The sequence below is a fragment of the Guyparkeria sp. genome (assembly GCF_046545975.1).
GTDB lineage: Bacteria > Pseudomonadota > Gammaproteobacteria > Halothiobacillales > Halothiobacillaceae > Guyparkeria.
This window is the reverse complement of sequence record NZ_JBKGYT010000036.1, coordinates 1-17817: the sequence shown is the minus strand read 5'-3', so window position 1 is coordinate 17817 and position 17817 is coordinate 1. Positions and strand designations below refer to the sequence as shown.

The following is a 17817-nucleotide window of genomic DNA, read 5'->3' as shown; positions in this document are numbered from 1 at the left end:
TTGCCGCCGCGCGCATGGGCCGCGGAAAACGGCACCGCGGTGGTGACGGCCATGGAAGCACCCACCGCCAGCGCGACGGCGGGGATGGATGTCTTGAGGGCCCGACGGGCGCGGGCACGCTGAGCGATCTTTCTGTTTTCCATCGAACAGGTCTCCTGGTGGTTGTCTCGGGGCGAAGCCGATCTTTCCGGCCACGTCCCCGACCGGGTACGGGTCAGTCCGGCTGCACGCGCTTCTCGGCGGTCGCCTCGCGGGCCAGATCGCGGCCCAGGTCATCGCCCCCTCCGGGGGTGTGGTCCTCGGTGATGTCCTCCGCCGTGTAGACGCCCTGACTGCGCTGTTCGAGCGCGCGACCGGCCAGGAAGCCGCCGACGAGCATCAGGATCATGGCAGCGACGATCAGCCACGGCGAGACGCCGAACAGCTCCGGTACGGTCTTCGCCGAGACCTCGGCGCCGTTGACAATGGACTGGATCGCGCTGGTGTCATAGACGCCGGCGAATACCCACACGCCGACAATCATGCCGAGCATGAACACGAGCCCGTCGATCCGGCCGCTTCCCAGTCCCACCACCGAGGTGCCCGGACAGTAGCCACCAATGGCGAAGCCCGCCCCGATGAGGACACCGCCGAGGATCGTGCCCCAGAGGAACATGTCCGCGACGTGGAACCCCTGCGAGCCGAAGGTGTTGTCTGCCTGCAGGAGCAGGATGCCGATGGCCGCGACGATGATTGCCGTGAACATGACCTTGAATACCGACCAGTCCGTCAGCCGGAACTGGGCGGTAAGCTTGCAGGGCGAACCGAAGCCCGCCTGCTCCAGCACGAAGCCGAACAGAATGCCGGTGGCGAGCGCCGTTCCCGCGGTTCCGTAATCCATTACCAGACCCTCCGCATCAGCAGGCTCACCAGGATCCCGACCACGAAGAAGGCGACCAGGAAGACAAAACCGGCCACGCCAAGCATGGCGGTGTTCGACAGGCCGACACCGCTGGTGCAACCGGCCGCCAGTCGCGAACCGAAGCCCGCCAGCAGGCCGCCGCCGAGGGCGAGCAGCAGGCGGGGGGTCACGCCGATGCGCCCGGAGCCCCGGTCGACCTTGAGACGGAAGCGGCCGGAGGAGACCGCGGCAAGAATGGCGCCGATGAAAATGCCCACCACGGCCAGCACGATCCAGGATGCGAGGGGGTTATCCTGGGCCATTCCGCCCAGATACCCGTTTTCCCGGGTGGCCTCCGGGGCGACCTGCAGGCCGAGCTCGGCGGCGAACCGGGCAAAGGCCCCGGACGAGCCCATGCCGTTGCCGACAAGTATGAAGGTGAGAAGCACGACGAGGCCGAGCACGACCCCGGCGACGAAAGGTGGCCACAATGGCCGGACTTGGCAAGACATTCCCTGCTGGACCTCCTGGAATCAGCGAACAACAAAATCCATCTGGGCCGCGCTCCGGGCGGCCCGTATTGTTTATGTCGTGATGCTCGCGGCGCGACGCGCAGAGAGCGGTATCGGATTCGTGCAGACCTTCCCTAGAAGGCGGCCGCTTCGGCCTCGAGGTACGCCAGCGAGGCGTACTTGCCGATGTTCTCGTCGAACCCGTCGACCACCGGGGCGTAATGCTTCACCCGCTCGTCCTCCAGGGCGTAGGCCTTGGCATCCTCCGGGGACGCCATTTCCTCGACCGCCTTCTCGGCCGCCTCGTAGATACCCTCGAACAGGCTGCGGTTGTGCTCGATCAGGTCGTGGGCGGGGAAACCGTGCGCCGGAATCCAGTAGGCATCGGGCACCGCTTCCTCGAGCTTGTCGAAGGCCTTGAAGGTGCCGAGGAAACTCCCGTCGTCCATGAACGCGATGCGGTTGTTCATGGCGATGTCGCCGACGTGCACGATCCGCTTCTCGACGATTTCGATGCTGATGTCCGAAGGCGTGTGGGCGGTGCCGTAGAAGTGCACGCGCATGGTCATGTCGCCGAAGTCGAGCTCGTCTTCATGCCCGACCACCTCGTTGGGCGGCGTGACCACCGTCCCGGCGATCGCGTCACCGGTGGAGCGTTCCATCAGGCTCTTCCAGAAATCACCCTGGTTGCTGCGGATGGCCGACGCGGTCCTCTCGTGGGCGTAGATCGGCACGTCCGGGTTCTCTTCGACGAAGGCGTGATTCCCGAGCCAGTGATCGCCGTGGTAGTGGGTGTTGAAGATCGCGACGACCGGCTTGTCGGTGAATTTGCGGATCTGGCGGATCGCCATGCGGCCGATCTGCAACGAGGCGCCACTGTCGATGATGACCACGCCCTTCTCGGTGATCGCGAAGGTCACGTTGCTCATCATTCCCTGGTTCTCCTCGGTCGGGAACCCCCAGGGAGAGACGATCACGTAGACGTTGTCGGTGATCTTGGTCGCGGGGATGTCCGGCATCCGCGGCCCCTCGACCACCATCTCCTCCTCGGCGAACACCCGGGACGACCAGGAGAGCGGCACCACGGAAAGCCCCGCGGCGACACCGACGTTGCGCAGGAACCGGCGACGCGTCGCCAGGAAATGGTCCTCGAACTTCTTGCTCATCGCTCCCCCCTTTGCCGAACGCGCCGCCAGCGCCGCCCGGATGGGACCCGGGCGGCGCTGGCAACACGTAGCCGACCGTGTTTATTAGTCCGTTCTTAATAATGCGACCCAAATGGTGAAATTTCAACGCAGAGCCCATCGATATCGTTGATCCAGAGTCAACTTTGTTTCTACTGGCCGCCGATGGCAACTGCGCTATGATGGCGCTCCCACGAGCGATCGAACGTCCACCGCCATGTCCTGTGCCTCTCACGACCATGACCAATGCATCGAAGCCGCCCTGGCCCGGGCCGAGGCCATCTGCCGCGAGGCCGGTGCTCGGCTGACCCCGATCCGTCGCGAGGTACTCAAGGAGGTGTGGGCGAACCACGAGGCGACCAAGGCCTACGACCTGATCGAGCGCCTCTCGCGTCATGGAGAACAGGTCAAGCCCCCCACGGTCTACCGGGCACTGGACTTCCTGCTCGCCCAGGGGCTGATCCACCGCATCGAGAGCCTGAACGCCTTCATCGGCTGCGCCCATCCGCAGGACCCTCACCAGGCAATCCTCCTGATCTGCAGCCACTGCGGCGACATCGAGGAACAGAGCAGCGAGACCGTGCACACGACGCTGGGCGAACTGGCCGCGCGGTCGGGTTTCGCCGTCCGGTCGGAGGTTGTCGAGCTGCGAGGCCTGTGCCGCCGCTGTCGCCTCGAGAACTAGACGCCGGGCGCGAGCGACGACCGCTGAACCCACCGGCCACGCCGATACCACAGAATCAAATGACATGATGAGCCACAAAGAGATCGCCGCGCTGCGGCGCGACCAGGTGATCGACAGCGAACTGCTGGGCCACCGGCTGGTGCTGCATTCGACCTGGGGGCTGTTCTCGCCGCGCGAGATCGATGCGGGCACCCGCCTTCTGCTAGAGCACAGCCCGGTCCCGCCGGCCGGCAGCACCATCGTCGACCTGGGCTGCGGCTACGGGCCCATCGGCATCGCCATGGCCAGGGCCTGCCCGGACGGCCGGGCGCTTTTGCTGGACAAGGACTTCGTGGCGGTGGACTACGCGCAGGGGAACATCGGCCGCAACCGCCTGGAGAACGCGGAGGCACGGCTGTCCAACGGCCTGTCGGCCGTCGAGGGCACGCGTTTCGACCGGCTCTACTCGAACGTGCCGGCCAAGGTGGGCAAGGAGATGTGGCAGATCATGCTGTTCGACACCTGGCAGGGGCTCAATCGCGGCGGCGAGGTCTGGTTCGTGTCGATCAACGGCCTGCGCGAGTACTTCAAGCGCACGATGAAGGAGCAGTTCGGCAACTACGACAAGGTCAAGCAGGGCAAGACCTATACCGTTCATCGTGCCGTGAAGTCCTAAATCGCGACCAAAGAAAAGAGTGCCTCAAGAAACGGCCGAGCCGCTCTCAGACGACGCGCTTGCGGATGCGATAGATCGCGTGCTCGCCGAACCAGTTTGGCAAGGCTCGCAACAGCGGCGAACTGCGTCGATCCTGGTCGACCACAGCCCGGTCGAGAATCTCGATCCCCAGTCCCTCGCAGAGCGACTCGAAGTCGCGCAGGGTGCACAGGTGGATGTTGGGCGTGTTGTACCAGGGATTGGGCAGCGCCTTGGTCGTCGGCATCATCCCCTGCACCCCCAACTGCCACCGATTGCGCCAATAGCCCATGTTGGGAAAGGTGACGATGCCCTCGCCGGCGACATCCAGCATTTCGTCGAGCAGCCGCTCGGGATGGCGGATGGCCTGGATGGTCTGGCTGACCACCACGAAGTCGAACGAACGCACGCCGAACCAGTCGCGGATCCCGTCGTCCAGGTCGGCCTGGATGACGTTCAGGTCGGCGGCCACGCCGCGGGCGACCCGCTCGTCATCGACCTCCATGCCTACCCCGCGCACCGAGCGCTCGGCGATCAGGTGACGCAGCAATGCCCCGTCGCCGCAGCCCAGGTCGAGCACGCGGGCGCCTTCGCGAATCCAGCCGGTGACGATGTCCCAGTCGGGGCGGTTCATGCCTCGGCCTCCTCGGTCATGTGGCGGGCGATGTTGTCGAAATAGCCGCGCAGCACCTGGTGGTAGTAGGGGATCGGCATCAGGAACGCGTCGTGTCCCTGGTGCGCCTCGACCTCGGCGTAGGAGACCGACTTGCCGGAGGCGAGCAGCGCCCGGACGATCTCCCGCGAGCGCGCCGGCGAGAAGCGCCAGTCGGAGGTGAACGACACCACCAGGAAGCGTGCCGTCGCCGGGGCCAGCGCAGTGGCGAGATCGTCGTCGGCCTCGGCGGCCGGGTCGAAGTAGTCCAGCGCCTTGGTCATCAACAGATAGGTGTTGGCATCGAAGCGGTCGACGAAGCTCGTGCCCTGGTAGCGCAGGTAGGACTCGACCTGGAACTCGACGTCGAAGCCGTACTGCACCCGCCCCGAACGCAGCTCGCGGCCGAACTTGGCGCGCATGGCGTCATCGGAGAGATAGGTGATGTGGCCCAGCATGCGCGCGAGCATCAGGCCGCGCCGCGGGATCACGCCATGCTCGGCGTAGCGCCCGTCGTGGAAGTCCGGGTCGGTGATGATCGCCTGGCGGGCGACCTCGTTGAAGGCGATGTTCTGCGCCGAGAGCTTCGGCGCGGCGGCGATCACCACGGCATGCGCCACCGCCTCGGGGTAACTGATCGCCCACTGCATCACCTGCATCCCGCCGAGACTGCCGCCGGTGACCGCCGCCCAGCGATCGATGCCCAGCTGTCGCATCAACGCGTGCTGGCTGTTGACCCAGTCGCGCACCGTGAGAATGGGAAAGTCCGGGCCGTAGGGACGGCCGGTCTCGGGATTCGTGGACAGTGGACCGGTCGACCCCTTGCAGCCGCCGAGGTTGTTGACGCAGACGACGAAGAAACGGTCGGTGTCGATCGGCTTGCCCGGGCCGATGGCGGTATCCCACCAGCCCGGCTTGCGATCCTCGGGGCGGTGCCGGCCGGCGGCGTGGTGATCCCCCGACAGGGCGTGACAGATCAGCACGGCATTGTCCGCGCGCTCGTTGAGCTCGCCGTAGGTCTCGTAGACCAGTTCGTATTCCTCGATCCGGCGACCGCAGTCGAGCAGCAGCGGCGTGTCGATCCGGATGGTACGGGGTTCGACCAGTCCCACCGATCCCGGCTGCTGCGTCTGGTTGTTCGAACGGGTGGACTCGCGCATCGGACTCCTCGTCTGTTCAGCCCATCAGCAGGTTGCCGACCACCATCTGCAGGACCTGGATGATCAGCAGCACCGCCAGCGGCGACAGGTCGATCCCGCCGAGCGGCGGCAGCACGCGACGGACCGGATCGACCACCGGGTCGGTCAGGTCGGAAAGAAAGGCCACGCCCGGCGAGCGCTCGTTGCCGAGCCAGGAGGCCACGGCACGGATCAGGATCGTCCAGAAGAACAGGTTGGTGATCGTCAGGAAGGTGAAATAGATCGTGCCAATGAACAGGCCGGTGCCGTTGAGCCCCACACCGCGCATCGACGTGATCGCCCAGACCATCAGCAGCACCATCAGCACGCCGAGCAGCAGCGAGGCGATGTCGTGCCGGCCCACCGGCTTGACGATCGTGCGCAACGGGTTGAGCACCGGATCGGTGATCTTGACGATTGCCTGCGTCACCGGGTTGAAGAAGTTCGCCCGGAACAGCTGCAGGAAATACCGGGCGAAGGCGACGAAGGCCACCAGCTCGAAAAGCACCCGGACCAGGAAGATGCCCGGGTCCCCGAAACTACCGCTCATTGATCACCACTCCCGGTGTTGTCTTGTCCCACTGCCATCAGGATTGCCCGGCCTCGCCGACCTGGGCGGCCAGCTCCCGGCTGCGATCGCGCGAGGCGCGCACGGCCCGGCCGAACGCCTCGCGCACGCCGGAATCGTCCAGTTCTCGGATGGCTCGCTCGGTGGTGCCGCCCGGCGAGCTGACCCGACGGCGCAGTTCGGCGGGCGACTCGTCGGCGGCCAGCGCGAGCTTCGCCGCACCATAGACCGTCTCGAGCGTCAGCAGGCGGGCCACGGCCGGCGCCATGCCGAGCTCCTCGGCCGCCGCCTGCATGGACTCCATCAGGTAGAACACGTAGGCCGGGCCGCTGCCGGACAGCGCCGTGACCTCGTCGATCTGCGATTCCTCGTCGAGCCACTGGACCACGCCCACGGCACGCATCAACGACTCGGCATCACTGCGTTGCTCGTCGCTGACCGCCCCGGCGGCGAACAGCCCCGTGGCTCCGCAACCGACCATCGAGGGCGTGTTCGGCATGGCCCGGACAACGGCCTGATGGCCGCCCAGCCAGCCCTGCAGGGCCGCGACGGGGATCCCGGCGGCGATGGACACCACCAGTTGACCCGGCGCCACGTTCGAGGCGAGTTCCTCGGCCACCGCCCGCATCTTCTGCGGCTTGACGGCCAGCACGACGAGCTGGGCGCCCGCGAGCGCCATGGCATTGTCCGCCGTGGTCTCGACATCGAGCCGCTCGGCCAGGCCTTGCCGGCGCTCCTCGTCCGGTTCGGAAACGACAATGGACGGCCGGGCATCCGCCGGCGCGTTCTGCAGCATGCCGCCGATGAGGGCCGCGGCCATGTTGCCGCCGCCGATAAAGGCAATTCGCGAGGCGTTCATTCTCTCACCTGCCGTCTGGTTGTTGGACCGTCGGTACCGGCCGGTCGGGCGCGAGCGCATCGGAACCCGACCGGGCAAGGGAAGAAAATAACATGAAACGCCGCCCGATTGCGGGCACGCCGGGCCACGCGGACGGCCGAACGACTCAATCGCGGGCCCCGAACAGGGCCGTCCCGATCCGCACGATCGTCGCCCCCTCGGCGATGGCCTCCTCGAAATCGCCGCTCATGCCCATCGACAGGTCCGGCAGGGGCGACGGCAGCGCGGCGTTGATCTCCGCCAGCTGCCGGAAGGCGGCCGTGTTGCCGGGGCGCGGGATGCACATGAGCCCGCGCAGCCGCAGCGCCGGCTGGTCGGCGAAGGCCGCGACCATTTCCGGCACGGCCTCGGGCCGCACCCCCGACTTCGAGGCCTCGTCGTCCACGTTCACCTGCACCAGCACGTTCAACGGCCCCCGTGTCGGGTCGCGCTGCTCGCCCAGCCGGCGCACCAGCTTGAGGCGGTCGACGCTGTGAACCCAGTCGAAGTGCGCCGCGATCGCCCGCGTCTTGTTCGACTGGATCGGACCGATGAAATGCCAGACCAGATCCCTGCCCGCCAGCGCCTCCTGCTTGTCGAGCGCCTCCTGCAGGTAGTTCTCGCCGAAGTCCCGCTGGCCGAGGTCCGCCAGGCCCGCGATCGCCTCGACCGACTGACGCTTGCTCACCGCCACCAGCCGCACCGGTCGGCGTTCGCCGGACCGGCCCTCCCGCTCGGCGGCGCGGATGCGATCGACGATCCCCTGATATGCGCTTTCTCGATTTCCCATCTTGCACCTTGCTCGCATTCGTTTTACCTTGTCACGACACCGTCAGGCCGCGCCCGAGAACCGGCAGCCCCCGGCCTGCAGACGGCACCACCAATGGACTTGAACCGGGGACACCCCGCCCCCGAAAGGACGATCGCATGGCCGAATCCCGAGATATCGACTCCCTCCTGATGTTCACCATCAAGAACGGTGCGTCGGACCTGCACCTCTCGGCGGGCGAGCAGCCCCGGGTGCGCATCGACGGCGACATCCGCAAGGTCAACGTGCCGGTCATGGACCACAAGCAGGTCCACGGCATGGTGTACGACATCATGAACGACCGGCAGCGCAAGGAGTACGAGGACAACCTCGAGGTCGACTTCTCCTTCGAGCTGCGCGGCCATGCACGCTTCCGTGTCAACGCCTTCAACCAGAACCGCGGCGCCAGTGCGGTCTTCCGCACCATCCCGAGCAAGGTCCTGACCCTCGAGCAGCTCGACGCGCCGGCGGTGTTCAAGGACCTCTGCGACTACCCCAACGGCATCGTGCTGGTCACCGGCCCGACCGGGTCGGGCAAGTCCACCACGCTGGCGGCGATGATCGACTACATCAACGATCATCGCAACGACCATATCCTGACCGTGGAGGACCCGATCGAATTCGTCCACGAGTCCAAGAAGTGCCTGATCAACCAGCGGGAAGTCCACCGCGACACGCACAGCTTCAACGCCGCCCTGCGCTCGGCGTTGCGCGAGGATCCGGACGTGGTCCTGGTCGGCGAGCTGCGTGATCTGGAGACCATCCGCCTGGCGCTGACCGCCGCGGAGACCGGCCACCTCGTCTTCGGCACGCTGCACACCAACTCGGCCGCCAAGACCATCGACCGGGTCATCGACGTCTTCCCGTCGGCGGAAAAGGACATGGTCCGCGCCATGCTCTCCGAGTCCCTGCGGGCGGTCATCTCGCAGACCCTGCTGAAGAAGATCGACGGCGGGCGCATCGCGGCCCACGAGATCATGCTGGGCACGCCGGCCATCCGCAACCTGATCCGGGAAAACAAGATCGCCCAGATGTACTCGGCGATCCAGACCGGCCAGGCGCAGGGCATGCAGACCCTCGACCAGAACCTCAAGCATCTGGTCAACCGCGGGGCGGTATCCAAGACGCTGGCCCGCAGCCGGGCCAAGAACAAGAACGACTTCATGTAAGTCGTGCGGTCGGCCCGACGGGCCGACCTTCTGACAGGGCAAGCCGAGAGCGAAACGATGGATCGTCAACAAGCAGCAAACTACGTACAGGCCCTTCTCAAGCGGGCCGTGGACCGCAACGCCTCCGACCTGTTCGTCACCGTGGGCGCGCCGCCGTCGGCCAAGGTGGACGGCAAGGTCATCCACCTGACCGACCAGAAGCTCTCGGTGGAGAACACCCAGATGCTGGTCCGCTCGATCATGACCGACAAGCAGGTCGCGAAGTTCGAGGAGACCCACGAGTCGAACTTCGCCATCTCGCTGCCCGGCGTGGCCCGCTTCCGGGTCAACGCCTTCATGCAGCGCGGCTCGGAAGGCATGGTGCTGCGGATGATCCGCTCGGAGATCCCGGACTTCTCCGAACTCAGGCTGCCCAAGGTGCTGGGCGACATCGCCATGACCGCCCGCGGGCTGGTGATCTTCGTCGGCGCGACCAGCTCGGGCAAGTCCACGTCGCTCGCGGCCATGCTCGATCACCGCAACGAGAACTCCCGCGGGCACATCGTGACCATCGAGGACCCGATCGAGTTCGTGCACAAGCACAAGGGCTGCCTGGTCACCCAGCGCGAGGTCGGGATGGATACCGAATCCTTCGGCGCCGCGCTCAAGAACACCCTTCGCCAGGCACCGGACGTCATCCTGATCGGCGAGATCCGTGACCGGGAGACCATGGACCACGCCATCGCCTTCGCGGAGACCGGCCACCTCTGCCTGTCGACACTGCACGCGAACAACACCAACCAGGCCCTCGACCGGATCATCAACTTCTTCCCCGAGGAACGCCGCCAGCAGCTGCTGATGGACCTGTCGCTCAACCTCAAGGCGGTGGTCTCGCAGCGACTGCTGCCGAAGGCGGACGGCGACGGCCGGGTTCCGGCGGTCGAGGTGCTCATCAACACGCCGCTGATCGGCGACCTGATCTTCAAGGGCGACGTCTCGGAGATCAAGGAAGTGATGAAGCGCTCGCGCGAGCTGGGCATGCAGACCTTCGACCAGGCGCTGTTCGATCTCTACGAGGCCCACCAGGTCGATTACGACGAGGCGATCAGCAAGGCCGACTCCGTCAACGACCTGCGGCTGCGCATCAAGCTCGAGAGCAAGCGCGGACTGCCCAAGAGCCGCGACGACGACCCGGCCAACGAGCTCCGGGTGGAAGCCGACAACTGACTCGCCCGCCCCTCGGCGGCACGCGGCCCTCTCCAAAGGATCCCCGACACATGAGCCAACTGAGCCTCGAACCCTACCTCAAGCTGCTGTCCGACAAGGACGGCTCGGATCTCTACTTCAGCACCGGCACTACCCCGGCGATCAAGATCCAGGGCGAATTGCGCTTCATCGGCAAGGACCGGCTGCGCAGCGGCCAGGTCGAGGAACTGGCGCGCTCGGTGCTCAACCAGCACCAGATCGACGAGTTCATCGAGAACCTGGAACTCAACGTCGCGCTGTCACGCCCGGGCATCGGTCGGTTCCGGATGAACGTGTTCATGCAGCGCGGCGAGTGGTCGCTGGTGATCCGCTACATCCGCGAGGAGATCCCGCGGGCATCGGAGCTCAACCTGCCCATGGTGGTGGAGGACCTGGTCACCGAGCGCCGCGGGCTGGTACTGGTGGTCGGCGCGACCGGTTCGGGCAAGTCCACCACGCTGGCCGCCATGATCGACTACCGGGCCGAGGCCCGGCCCGGGCACATCCTCACCATCGAGGACCCGATGGAATTCGCCTTCAAGCACCGCAGCTCGGTGGTCAACCAGCGCGAGGTCGGGGTGGACACCCGCAGCTACGCCGCGGCGCTGAAGGAGGCCCTGCGGGAGGCGCCCGACGTGATCATGATCGGCGAGGTGCGCGACCGGGCGACAATGGAGCATGCGCTGGCCTACGCCGACACCGGCCACCTGTGCATCAGCACGCTGCACGCGACCAACGCCAACCAGGCGCTGGATCGCATCATCCGCTTCTTCCCGTCGGAGTCCCGCGACCAGCTCCTGATGGACCTGTCGCTCAACCTCAAGGCGATCATTTCCCAGCGGCTGATCATCGGCAACGACGGCCGCCGCCTGCCCGCGGTCGAGATCATGATCAACACGCCGCTGGTTTCCGACCTGATCAAGCGCGGCGAAGTGGATGCCATCAAGCAGTCGATGGAGAAGAACGCGTCGAGCGGCACGATGACCTTCGACATGTCCATCCTGCAGCTGTACAAGAAGGGCCTGATCACGCGCGAAGAGGCCCTCGCCAACGCGGACAGCCGCAGCAACATGGAATGGCTGATCAGCTTCGGCAGCGGCCAGGACGACCTCAAGGCCGCCGCGGCCGACTCCAGCGGCATCAAGACGGATGCCAGCGACGAGAGCGGCCTGCCGCCGCTGGAGTGATCTCGAGCGGGGCCATCCCTTGCGTTTGGGCCCGCCGCCCACGATAATGCTGGCCACCTCCGCGGGTGTAGCTCAATGGTAGAGCAGAAGCTTCCCAAGCTTAAGACGAGGGTTCGATTCCCTTCACCCGCTCCAGTTTCCCCTCCCTGACCCGGCGGACTCGCACAGGGCGAGACCGGCCCGGCTCACGGATCGCCCCTTGCCCATCGGCCGCCGAATCGCCAACATCGAGCCGTGACTTCGACTACTCCCGACATTCTCGTCGTCGGTGCCGGCATCGCCGGGCTGACCACCGCCCTGGCGCTGCGTCGCAGGGGGGCGTCCGTGACCGTGATCGACCAGAGCCGGCCCGGCACCGAGGCCTCGTGGGCCGGCGGCGGCATCCTCTGCCCGCTGTACGCCTGGCGCTACCCGGATGCCGTCCTGGCCCTCGCCGCCCGCGGCATGCGGGACTACCCGGCCCTGATCGCGTCGCTGACCGGCGACATCGACCCGGAACACCACGTCACCGGGATGCGGATACTCGATCCCGTCGGGCCGGGGGAGAGCGCCGCGCTGATCGGCGAACGACTGGAACGGTTCGGGATCCGGCACCGCTGGCAGGAGCCTCGGGACGGCGACCAGGCGCCGCTGTGCCTGCCGGAGGTCGCCAACATCCGCAACCCGCGACTGCTGCAGGCCCTGCGGCAGACGGCCGAGGCGAACGGCATCGAGATCCGCGCCAACCGGCGTTGCGAGCGGGTGGCCGTTCAGGCGGGGCGATTCGCCGGCATCGACACCTCGTCGGGCCGAATGCACGCCGGGCAGCTCGTGGTGGCCGCGGGCGCCTGGAGCGAGCCCCTCATCCCGCAGGCGCGACACGAAAGCATCTTCCCGGTGCGCGGCCAGATGCTGCGACTGGTTCCCCGGGGGGAACGCCACCTGTCCACCATCCTGATGGACGACGGCGTCTATCTCATTCCCCGGGTGGACGGCTCGGTCGTCGTCGGCTCGACCGTCGAGCGCGCCGGCTTCGACAAGACCGTGGACATGGCCGCCCAGGACGCACTCCAGCGCAAGGCGGTCGAGCGCTGCCCCGAACTTGCCGGCGCCGTCGTCACCCATCGCTGGGCGGGACTGCGCCCGGGCTCCTCCGACGAGCTCCCGCTTCTCGGCGAGCACCCGACGGTCGAGGGCCTGTGGGTGAACACCGGCGGCTACCGCAACGGACTGGCCATGGCCCCGGCCACGGCAGGCTTGCTCACCGACCTGATGACCGGCCGCCGCCCGGAGCTGGATCCCGCGCCCTACCGGGTGGCGCGAATGCTCTCGGCCTGAACGGCCGGCGGCTCAGAGCGCGTCCTCGTTCTCCTCGCTGGTGCGGATGCGCACCGCTCGCTCGACCGGGGAAACGAAAATCTTGCCGTCGCCGATCTTGCCCGAGTAGGCAGCCTTGATGATGGCATCCACCACGGCATCCTCCTGGTCCGAGGCGATCACCACCTCGAGCTTCACCTTGGGCAGGAAGTCGACGACGTACTCGGCACCGCGGTAGAGCTCCGTGTGCCCCTTCTGTCGGCCGAATCCCTTGACCTCGGTGGCCGTCAGACCGTTGATCCCGAGATCCATCAGCGCGGTTCGCACGTCGTCCAGCCGGAATGGCTTGATAATCGCTTCGATCTTCTTCACGTCGCTTTTCTCCAAACAGGATGGTCTTGCCCGGGCAGGCCGGCTGCCCACAGTGTAATGCACTCGGCAGGCGTCGCGCGCTCAGGCCAGATCGATCGGGTCGACGTCGATCGACCATCGTATCCGCTGACCCGGGCGGCGCGAACCCACCCGCTCGTCGACATGCCAGAGGGCGCGGTGCAACTCGCTGCGAACCCGGGACAGGATCAGCAGCTGAAACCGGAACCTGCCGGCCCGGCGGCCCAGCGGAGCCGGCACCGGCCCCCAGACGGACAGTGCCTCGCCATGGGCCTCGCGCAGCATCCCGGCGACCTCCGCCAGGAACGCCCGCACGGCGTCGGCCTGCGGGGCGTCGGCGCGAATCAGCGCGGCAAAGCGGGTGGGTGGCAGCTCGGCCTGCTCACGCTCCGCCAGCTCGGCGGCCATGACGGCGGCATAGCCCTCCGACAGCAGCCGGGTGAGCACCGGGTGGGTCGGGTCGTGGGTCTGGACCAGCACCTCGCCGGGCCGCTCGGCCCGTCCGGCACGGCCGGCCACCTGCAGCAGCGACTGCGCAAAGCGCTCGGGGCCGCGGAAATCCGAGGCGAACAGGGCCTGGTCGGCACTGATCACCCCGACGAGGGTCACGCCGGGGAAGTCATGCCCCTTGACCAGCATCTGGGTGCCCACCACCAGCCGCGCCTCGCCCCGGGCGATGCGTGCCAGACTCTCCGCCAGCACGCCCTTTCCGGCCGTGGCGTCGCGGTCCAGTCGCACGATGCCGAAACCGGGGAAGCGGGCAGCCAGGACGTCCTCGAGCTGTTCGGTCCCCATGCCTCGCACCGACAGCGGGGCATGGCAGGCAGGGCATTCGCGGGGCACGCCCTGTTCGAATCCGCAGTGATGGCAGCGCAGGCGGTTGATCTCGCGGTGCCAGGTCAAGTAGGCGTCGCAGTGCGGACAACCGGCCACGTACCCGCAGGCATGGCATACCAGGCTGGGCGCATAGCCCCGGCGGTTGAGGTAGAGCATGACCTGGCCGCCCGCGAGCAGGTGGCGCTCGATGGCCCGCATCAGGGCGGGCGAGATGCCGCCCTCCATGGGTTGGGCCCGGATATCCAGGCAGTGGATCGCCGGCATCCGGGCACCGCTGGCCCGTTGCGTGAGCCTCAGGTGACGATAGCGTCCCTCCCAGGCATGGCGCAGGGTTTCCAGCGACGGCGTCGCGGACCCCAGCAGGATCGGGACATCCATCTGCCGGGCCCGCCAGATGAGCACGTCGCGGGCGTGGTAGAGAAAGCCTTCCTGCTGCTTCAGGGCCGCGTCATGTTCCTCGTCGACGACGATCAGTCCGGGACGCGCCAGCGGCACGAAGGCCGCCGAGCGGGTCCCGATGACCAGCGACGAGGTGCCGGCCGCCACCGCCCGCCAGGCGGCCATCCGCTCGCCGTCGGAAAGCCCCGAGTGCAGCACCGCCGGACGCACCGTCAATCGCCGGGCGAACCGGTCGATCAGCTGCGGGGTGAGCGAGATCTCCGGCACCACCACCAGCACCTGCCGGCCGGCAGCCAGTGCCTGCTCGATCAGCGCCAGGTAGACCTCCGTCTTTCCGCTGCCCGTCACCCCCTCGATCAGCCAGGCGGAGAAGACCCGGCCGGCCGTTTCGACCGCCGCCACGGCGGCCTGCTGCTCGGCGTTCAGGGCCGGCGGAGATGCCCCGCCCATCGAGGCGTCGGCCGACGTCGACGGCGGCCACGTGGCCGGCGCGGTCATCTCGTCGGCCTCGACCCATCCCCGTTCCAGCAACCGCTGGCGCACCGCGGCACTCGCCCCGGGAATCTCGCTCACCACCACGCACGCCTCGTGCGATCGCGCAGCCAGCGCCTCCAGCACGGCCTGCTGACGACGGCCACGCACGCGACCCTCCGCCAGTGCCCTGCGCCCTTCGGCGGTGAGCCGCAGCGCCGGAACCCGCAGGCTGCGCTCGCCCCGCAGGGCGGCGGGCAGGGCGGAGAAGACCACCTCGCCCAGCGGATGATGGTAATAGGAGGCCGCCCAGGCGAGGCAGGCCAGCGTGTCGCGGTCGAGCAGCGGCTCGTGGTCGAGCACCTCGACCAGCGCCCGCGTCTCCTGCTCCCCGGCTGCCCCGCCCTCGGCCGGGGCGAGGATCAGCCCGACGCGCTCGGATTGCCCGAAGCGTACGCGCACCCGTGCCCCCGGTTGGGGCAACGGACCTTGCGTGGCGGGGTCGTGATGGTAGGTGAAGCTACCAAAGAAGGGGCCGGGCACCACGACCGTCCAGCAGGCGCCATCAGGGCCTCTCGACTCAACGGGAGTTCCGGCCACGTGGCCATCGTCCTGCCGGGCTTTGTCGACTTCGCTCATGGGTGGCAGGATACCCCAGCCCCCGCAGCGCGGTTACCCCCGTCACCGCCCACCGGCAGGAGATCAATGACTTGACTCGACGCCCAGACATGGCATAATCCCGCGCCTTGAATTGATATTTCCATCAGATCATCGAGTCTCAAAGCCGAATCGAGGAGTTTACCCGTGGCCAATACCGCTCAAGCCAAAAAGCGCGTTCGCCAGGCGGAGAAAGCCCGCCAGCACAACATGGCGATGCGCTCGCAGGTACGCACCGCCTACAAGGCCGTCATCAAGGCCGTGAAGGACGGTGATGCGGACAAGGCGCAGCAAGCTTATCGTGAAGCCCAGCCGGTCCTCGACCGGATGGTGACCAAGGGCATTCTCAAGCGCAACACTGCCGCTCGCCGCAAGTCGACCCTGGTCAATCGCATCAAGTCGATCTGACCCGGCCCGGCACCCTGCCCGGGTGTCGGTGGCGGCAGCCGCGTTCGCATTCAGAAAAGCCCCGCTTCGGCGGGGCTTTTGCTGTCCGGCTTCCGGGCCCCGCAGGGCCTGGACCATCAGCCCGCCACGCCGTAGCGGGCCCGGTAGTCGGCCATTGCCTCGGCCGACCGGGCCAAGGTCGCATCGCTGGAACAGAACTCGATCAGGCCGTCGAGGTTCGCGATCGCGATGACGTCGAGCGCATGATCCCGCTTGAGCTCGCCGATCGCCGACAGCTCGCCCTGCCCTCGCTCCTGACGGTCCATCATCACGGCCACCCCGACGGGCGTGGCACCGGCCGACCGGATCAGGTCGAGCGATTCGCGGATGGCCGTGCCGGCGGTGATGACGTCGTCGACGATCAGCACCCGCCCGTTCAGCGGGGCGCCCACAAGGTTGCCGCCCTCGCCGTGATCCTTGGCCTCCTTGCGATTGAAGCACCACGGCACCGGGTCGCCGGTCCGCTCGGCCAGCGCGATGGCCGTCGCCGCCGCCAGCGGAATGCCCTTGTAGGCCGGGCCGAAGATCACGTCGAACTCGATGCCCGCATCGAGAATCGCGTCGGCATAGAACCCGCCCAGTGCCGACAGGGCCCGCCCGTCGGCAAACGAGCCGGCGTTGAAGAAATAGGGACTGACGCGACCCGACTTCAGCGTGAACTCACCGAACTTGAGCGCCTGGTGTTCGACGGCGAACTGGACAAAGGCCTGACGATAATCCTGCACGGCAGATGCTTCCTCGACGAAATGTTGTGGTTTGGCGTTGGGAGGGGACGGTTCAGCACCTGGCCAGCCAGATCAGGAAGGCCGGCACCAGCAGCGACCCGCCCCGGAAGATGAACGACCAGCGCAGCGAACGACGCGCCCGGCTCTTGTCCGGCCACTGTCGCGGGGTGATGCCCTTGAGCACGAACACCAGCTTGGCCGACAGATTGATGGCGGCGATGTCGATCGCCAGCATCAGGCCGGCCGAGTAGGCATTGTCCCACCGCCCCCAGCCGACGAACAGACCCGGCGCCGCCGGCGGCATGAGCGCCACGATCTCGATGATCTTCAGGGCTACCCGGGATCCCTTGCTGGGTTCGTCCCGAACCATAACCGAAAAGGCCACCCGCGGCGAGTTGCCCCGGGTGGCCTGGCTGGCCTGACGGTGGTCCGAAAGGCCCGGGATCCGGGCCGTGCCTTGGGACTCAGCCCTTGCCGAGAACCAGTTCCCCGTCGGCCACGTCTACCATGACGGTCTGGCCGGGCAGGTACTCGCCCTTGAGGATGGCCTGCGCCAGCGGATTCTCGAGACGATGCTGGATGGCCCGCTTGAGCGGCCGGGCCCCGTAGACCGGATCGAAGCCCGCCTCGCCGAGGGCATCCAGGGCGGCATCCGTGAGCGTCAGCCCGATCTCGCGATCCGCCAGTCGCTTCCTCAGGTAGTCGATCTGGATGTCGACGATCTTGCGGATCTCGCTGCGGTCGAGCGGGTGGAAGACCACCACGTCGTCGACCCGGTTGATGAACTCGGGACGGAAGTGCTGGCCGACGATTTCGAGCACCTCGCTCTTCATCTGCTCGTAGTCGGCGTCCTGGCCGGCCAGCTCCTGGATGCGCTGGCTGCCGAGGTTCGAGGTCATCACGATCACGGTGTTGCGGAAGTCCACCGTGCGCCCCTGACCGTCGGTCAGCCGCCCGTCGTCGAGCACCTGCAGCAGGATGTTGAACACGTCCGGGTG

At 67.2% G+C, this 17817-nt stretch carries 20 protein-coding genes and 1 tRNA gene; 8 read left to right on the top strand and 13 right to left on the bottom strand.

Going from position 1 to position 17817, the window contains the following annotated elements:
- Window positions 1-214 precede the first annotated feature (214 nt).
- The 3 genes from ACLFMY_RS05185 to ACLFMY_RS05175 all read right to left on the bottom strand — a co-directional run bounded on the left by ACLFMY_RS05185 (window position 215) and on the right by ACLFMY_RS05175 (window position 2558).
- Complete coding sequence (locus ACLFMY_RS05185; protein WP_410763504.1) at window positions 215-880, bottom strand: DUF6691 family protein; 666 nt, start codon at window positions 878-880, stop codon at window positions 215-217.
- Entirely contained in the window at window positions 880-1392 is a 513-nt protein-coding gene (locus ACLFMY_RS05180) for a YeeE/YedE thiosulfate transporter family protein (RefSeq protein ID WP_410763503.1), read from the bottom strand. The genes ACLFMY_RS05185 and ACLFMY_RS05180 overlap by 1 nt, the downstream gene beginning before the upstream one ends.
- 134 nt (window positions 1393-1526) lie before the next feature.
- Window positions 1527-2558 carry an MBL fold metallo-hydrolase gene (locus ACLFMY_RS05175; protein ID WP_410763502.1) on the bottom strand — a complete coding sequence of 344 codons (1032 nt, stop codon included), beginning with the start codon at window positions 2556-2558 and terminating at the stop codon, window positions 1527-1529.
- 235 nt (window positions 2559-2793) lie between these two features.
- On the opposite strand from ACLFMY_RS05175, the gene ACLFMY_RS05170 reads away from it, so the two are divergent.
- A complete protein-coding gene (locus ACLFMY_RS05170; RefSeq protein WP_410763501.1) occupies window positions 2794-3261 on the top strand; it encodes a transcriptional repressor in 468 nt (155 codons plus the stop codon).
- A gap of 64 nt (window positions 3262-3325) precedes the next feature.
- The gene (locus ACLFMY_RS05165; protein ID WP_410763499.1) at window positions 3326-3916 is read left to right on the top strand and encodes a class I SAM-dependent methyltransferase; all 591 of its coding nucleotides are present in this window, start codon (window positions 3326-3328) and stop codon (window positions 3914-3916) included.
- Between the two features lie 46 nt (window positions 3917-3962).
- Here ACLFMY_RS05165 and metW read toward each other — a convergent pair whose 3' ends face one another.
- The 5 genes from metW to ACLFMY_RS05140 all read right to left on the bottom strand — a co-directional run bounded on the left by metW (window position 3963) and on the right by ACLFMY_RS05140 (window position 7999).
- A complete protein-coding gene (gene metW / locus ACLFMY_RS05160; RefSeq protein ID WP_410763498.1) occupies window positions 3963-4568 on the bottom strand; it encodes a methionine biosynthesis protein MetW in 606 nt (201 codons plus the stop codon).
- Complete coding sequence (locus tag ACLFMY_RS05155; protein ID WP_410763496.1) at window positions 4565-5746, bottom strand: homoserine O-acetyltransferase; 1182 nt, start codon at window positions 5744-5746, stop codon at window positions 4565-4567. Before ACLFMY_RS05155 ends, metW begins: the two co-directional genes overlap by 4 nt.
- A 16-nt stretch (window positions 5747-5762) precedes the next feature.
- Complete coding sequence (locus ACLFMY_RS05150) at window positions 5763-6314, bottom strand: YggT family protein (protein ID WP_410763495.1); 552 nt, start codon at window positions 6312-6314, stop codon at window positions 5763-5765.
- Between the two features lie 37 nt (window positions 6315-6351).
- The gene (gene proC, locus ACLFMY_RS05145) at window positions 6352-7191 is read right to left on the bottom strand and encodes a pyrroline-5-carboxylate reductase (protein ID WP_410763494.1); all 840 of its coding nucleotides are present in this window, start codon (window positions 7189-7191) and stop codon (window positions 6352-6354) included.
- 145 nt (window positions 7192-7336) lie between these two features.
- The gene (locus ACLFMY_RS05140) at window positions 7337-7999 is read right to left on the bottom strand and encodes a YggS family pyridoxal phosphate-dependent enzyme (RefSeq protein ID WP_410763493.1); all 663 of its coding nucleotides are present in this window, start codon (window positions 7997-7999) and stop codon (window positions 7337-7339) included.
- 137 nt (window positions 8000-8136) lie between these two features.
- Here ACLFMY_RS05140 and ACLFMY_RS05135 point away from each other — a divergent pair, with 137 nt between their 5' ends.
- From ACLFMY_RS05135 to ACLFMY_RS05115, 5 genes are all read left to right on the top strand, one after another.
- Window positions 8137-9186, top strand: a complete 1050-nt coding sequence (locus ACLFMY_RS05135) for a type IV pilus twitching motility protein PilT (protein WP_410763492.1) — start codon at window positions 8137-8139, stop codon at window positions 9184-9186.
- Between the two features lie 57 nt (window positions 9187-9243).
- Entirely contained in the window at window positions 9244-10392 is a 1149-nt protein-coding gene (locus tag ACLFMY_RS05130; protein ID WP_410763491.1) for a PilT/PilU family type 4a pilus ATPase, read from the top strand.
- Between the two features lie 50 nt (window positions 10393-10442).
- Entirely contained in the window at window positions 10443-11597 is a 1155-nt protein-coding gene (locus ACLFMY_RS05125) for a PilT/PilU family type 4a pilus ATPase (protein WP_410763490.1), read from the top strand.
- Between the two features lie 61 nt (window positions 11598-11658).
- Window positions 11659-11732 (top strand) — tRNA-Gly (locus tag ACLFMY_RS05120).
- 99 nt (window positions 11733-11831) lie between these two features.
- The gene (locus tag ACLFMY_RS05115; protein WP_410763489.1) at window positions 11832-12914 is read left to right on the top strand and encodes an NAD(P)/FAD-dependent oxidoreductase; all 1083 of its coding nucleotides are present in this window, start codon (window positions 11832-11834) and stop codon (window positions 12912-12914) included.
- Between the two features lie 12 nt (window positions 12915-12926).
- Here ACLFMY_RS05115 and ACLFMY_RS05110 read toward each other — a convergent pair whose 3' ends face one another.
- Both ACLFMY_RS05110 and ACLFMY_RS05105 read right to left on the bottom strand, forming a co-directional pair.
- Entirely contained in the window at window positions 12927-13265 is a 339-nt protein-coding gene (locus ACLFMY_RS05110; protein WP_410763488.1) for a P-II family nitrogen regulator, read from the bottom strand.
- An 81-nt stretch (window positions 13266-13346) separates the two neighbouring features.
- Window positions 13347-15629, bottom strand: a complete 2283-nt coding sequence (locus tag ACLFMY_RS05105) for a primosomal protein N' (protein ID WP_410763487.1) — start codon at window positions 15627-15629, stop codon at window positions 13347-13349.
- A gap of 165 nt (window positions 15630-15794) precedes the next feature.
- Between ACLFMY_RS05105 and rpsT the strand changes: the two genes are divergently transcribed.
- Window positions 15795-16055: a 30S ribosomal protein S20 gene (gene rpsT / locus ACLFMY_RS05100; protein ID WP_410763486.1), complete on the top strand. Its 261-nt coding sequence runs from the start codon at window positions 15795-15797 to the stop codon at window positions 16053-16055.
- Window positions 16056-16171: 116 nt separating this feature from the next.
- Here the strand turns inward: rpsT and pyrE are convergent, their stop codons facing one another.
- The 3 genes from pyrE to ACLFMY_RS05085 all read right to left on the bottom strand — a co-directional run.
- Entirely contained in the window at window positions 16172-16819 is a 648-nt protein-coding gene (gene pyrE, locus ACLFMY_RS05095; protein ID WP_410763485.1) for an orotate phosphoribosyltransferase, read from the bottom strand.
- 52 nt (window positions 16820-16871) lie between these two features.
- On the bottom strand, window positions 16872-17189 hold the full coding sequence (locus ACLFMY_RS05090; protein ID WP_410763484.1) for a hypothetical protein: 318 nt from the start codon (window positions 17187-17189) through the stop codon (window positions 16872-16874).
- A 94-nt stretch (window positions 17190-17283) separates the two neighbouring features.
- On the bottom strand, window positions 17284-17817 hold a 534-nt coding region (locus tag ACLFMY_RS05085; protein WP_410763483.1), incomplete at its 5' end, for an AAA family ATPase.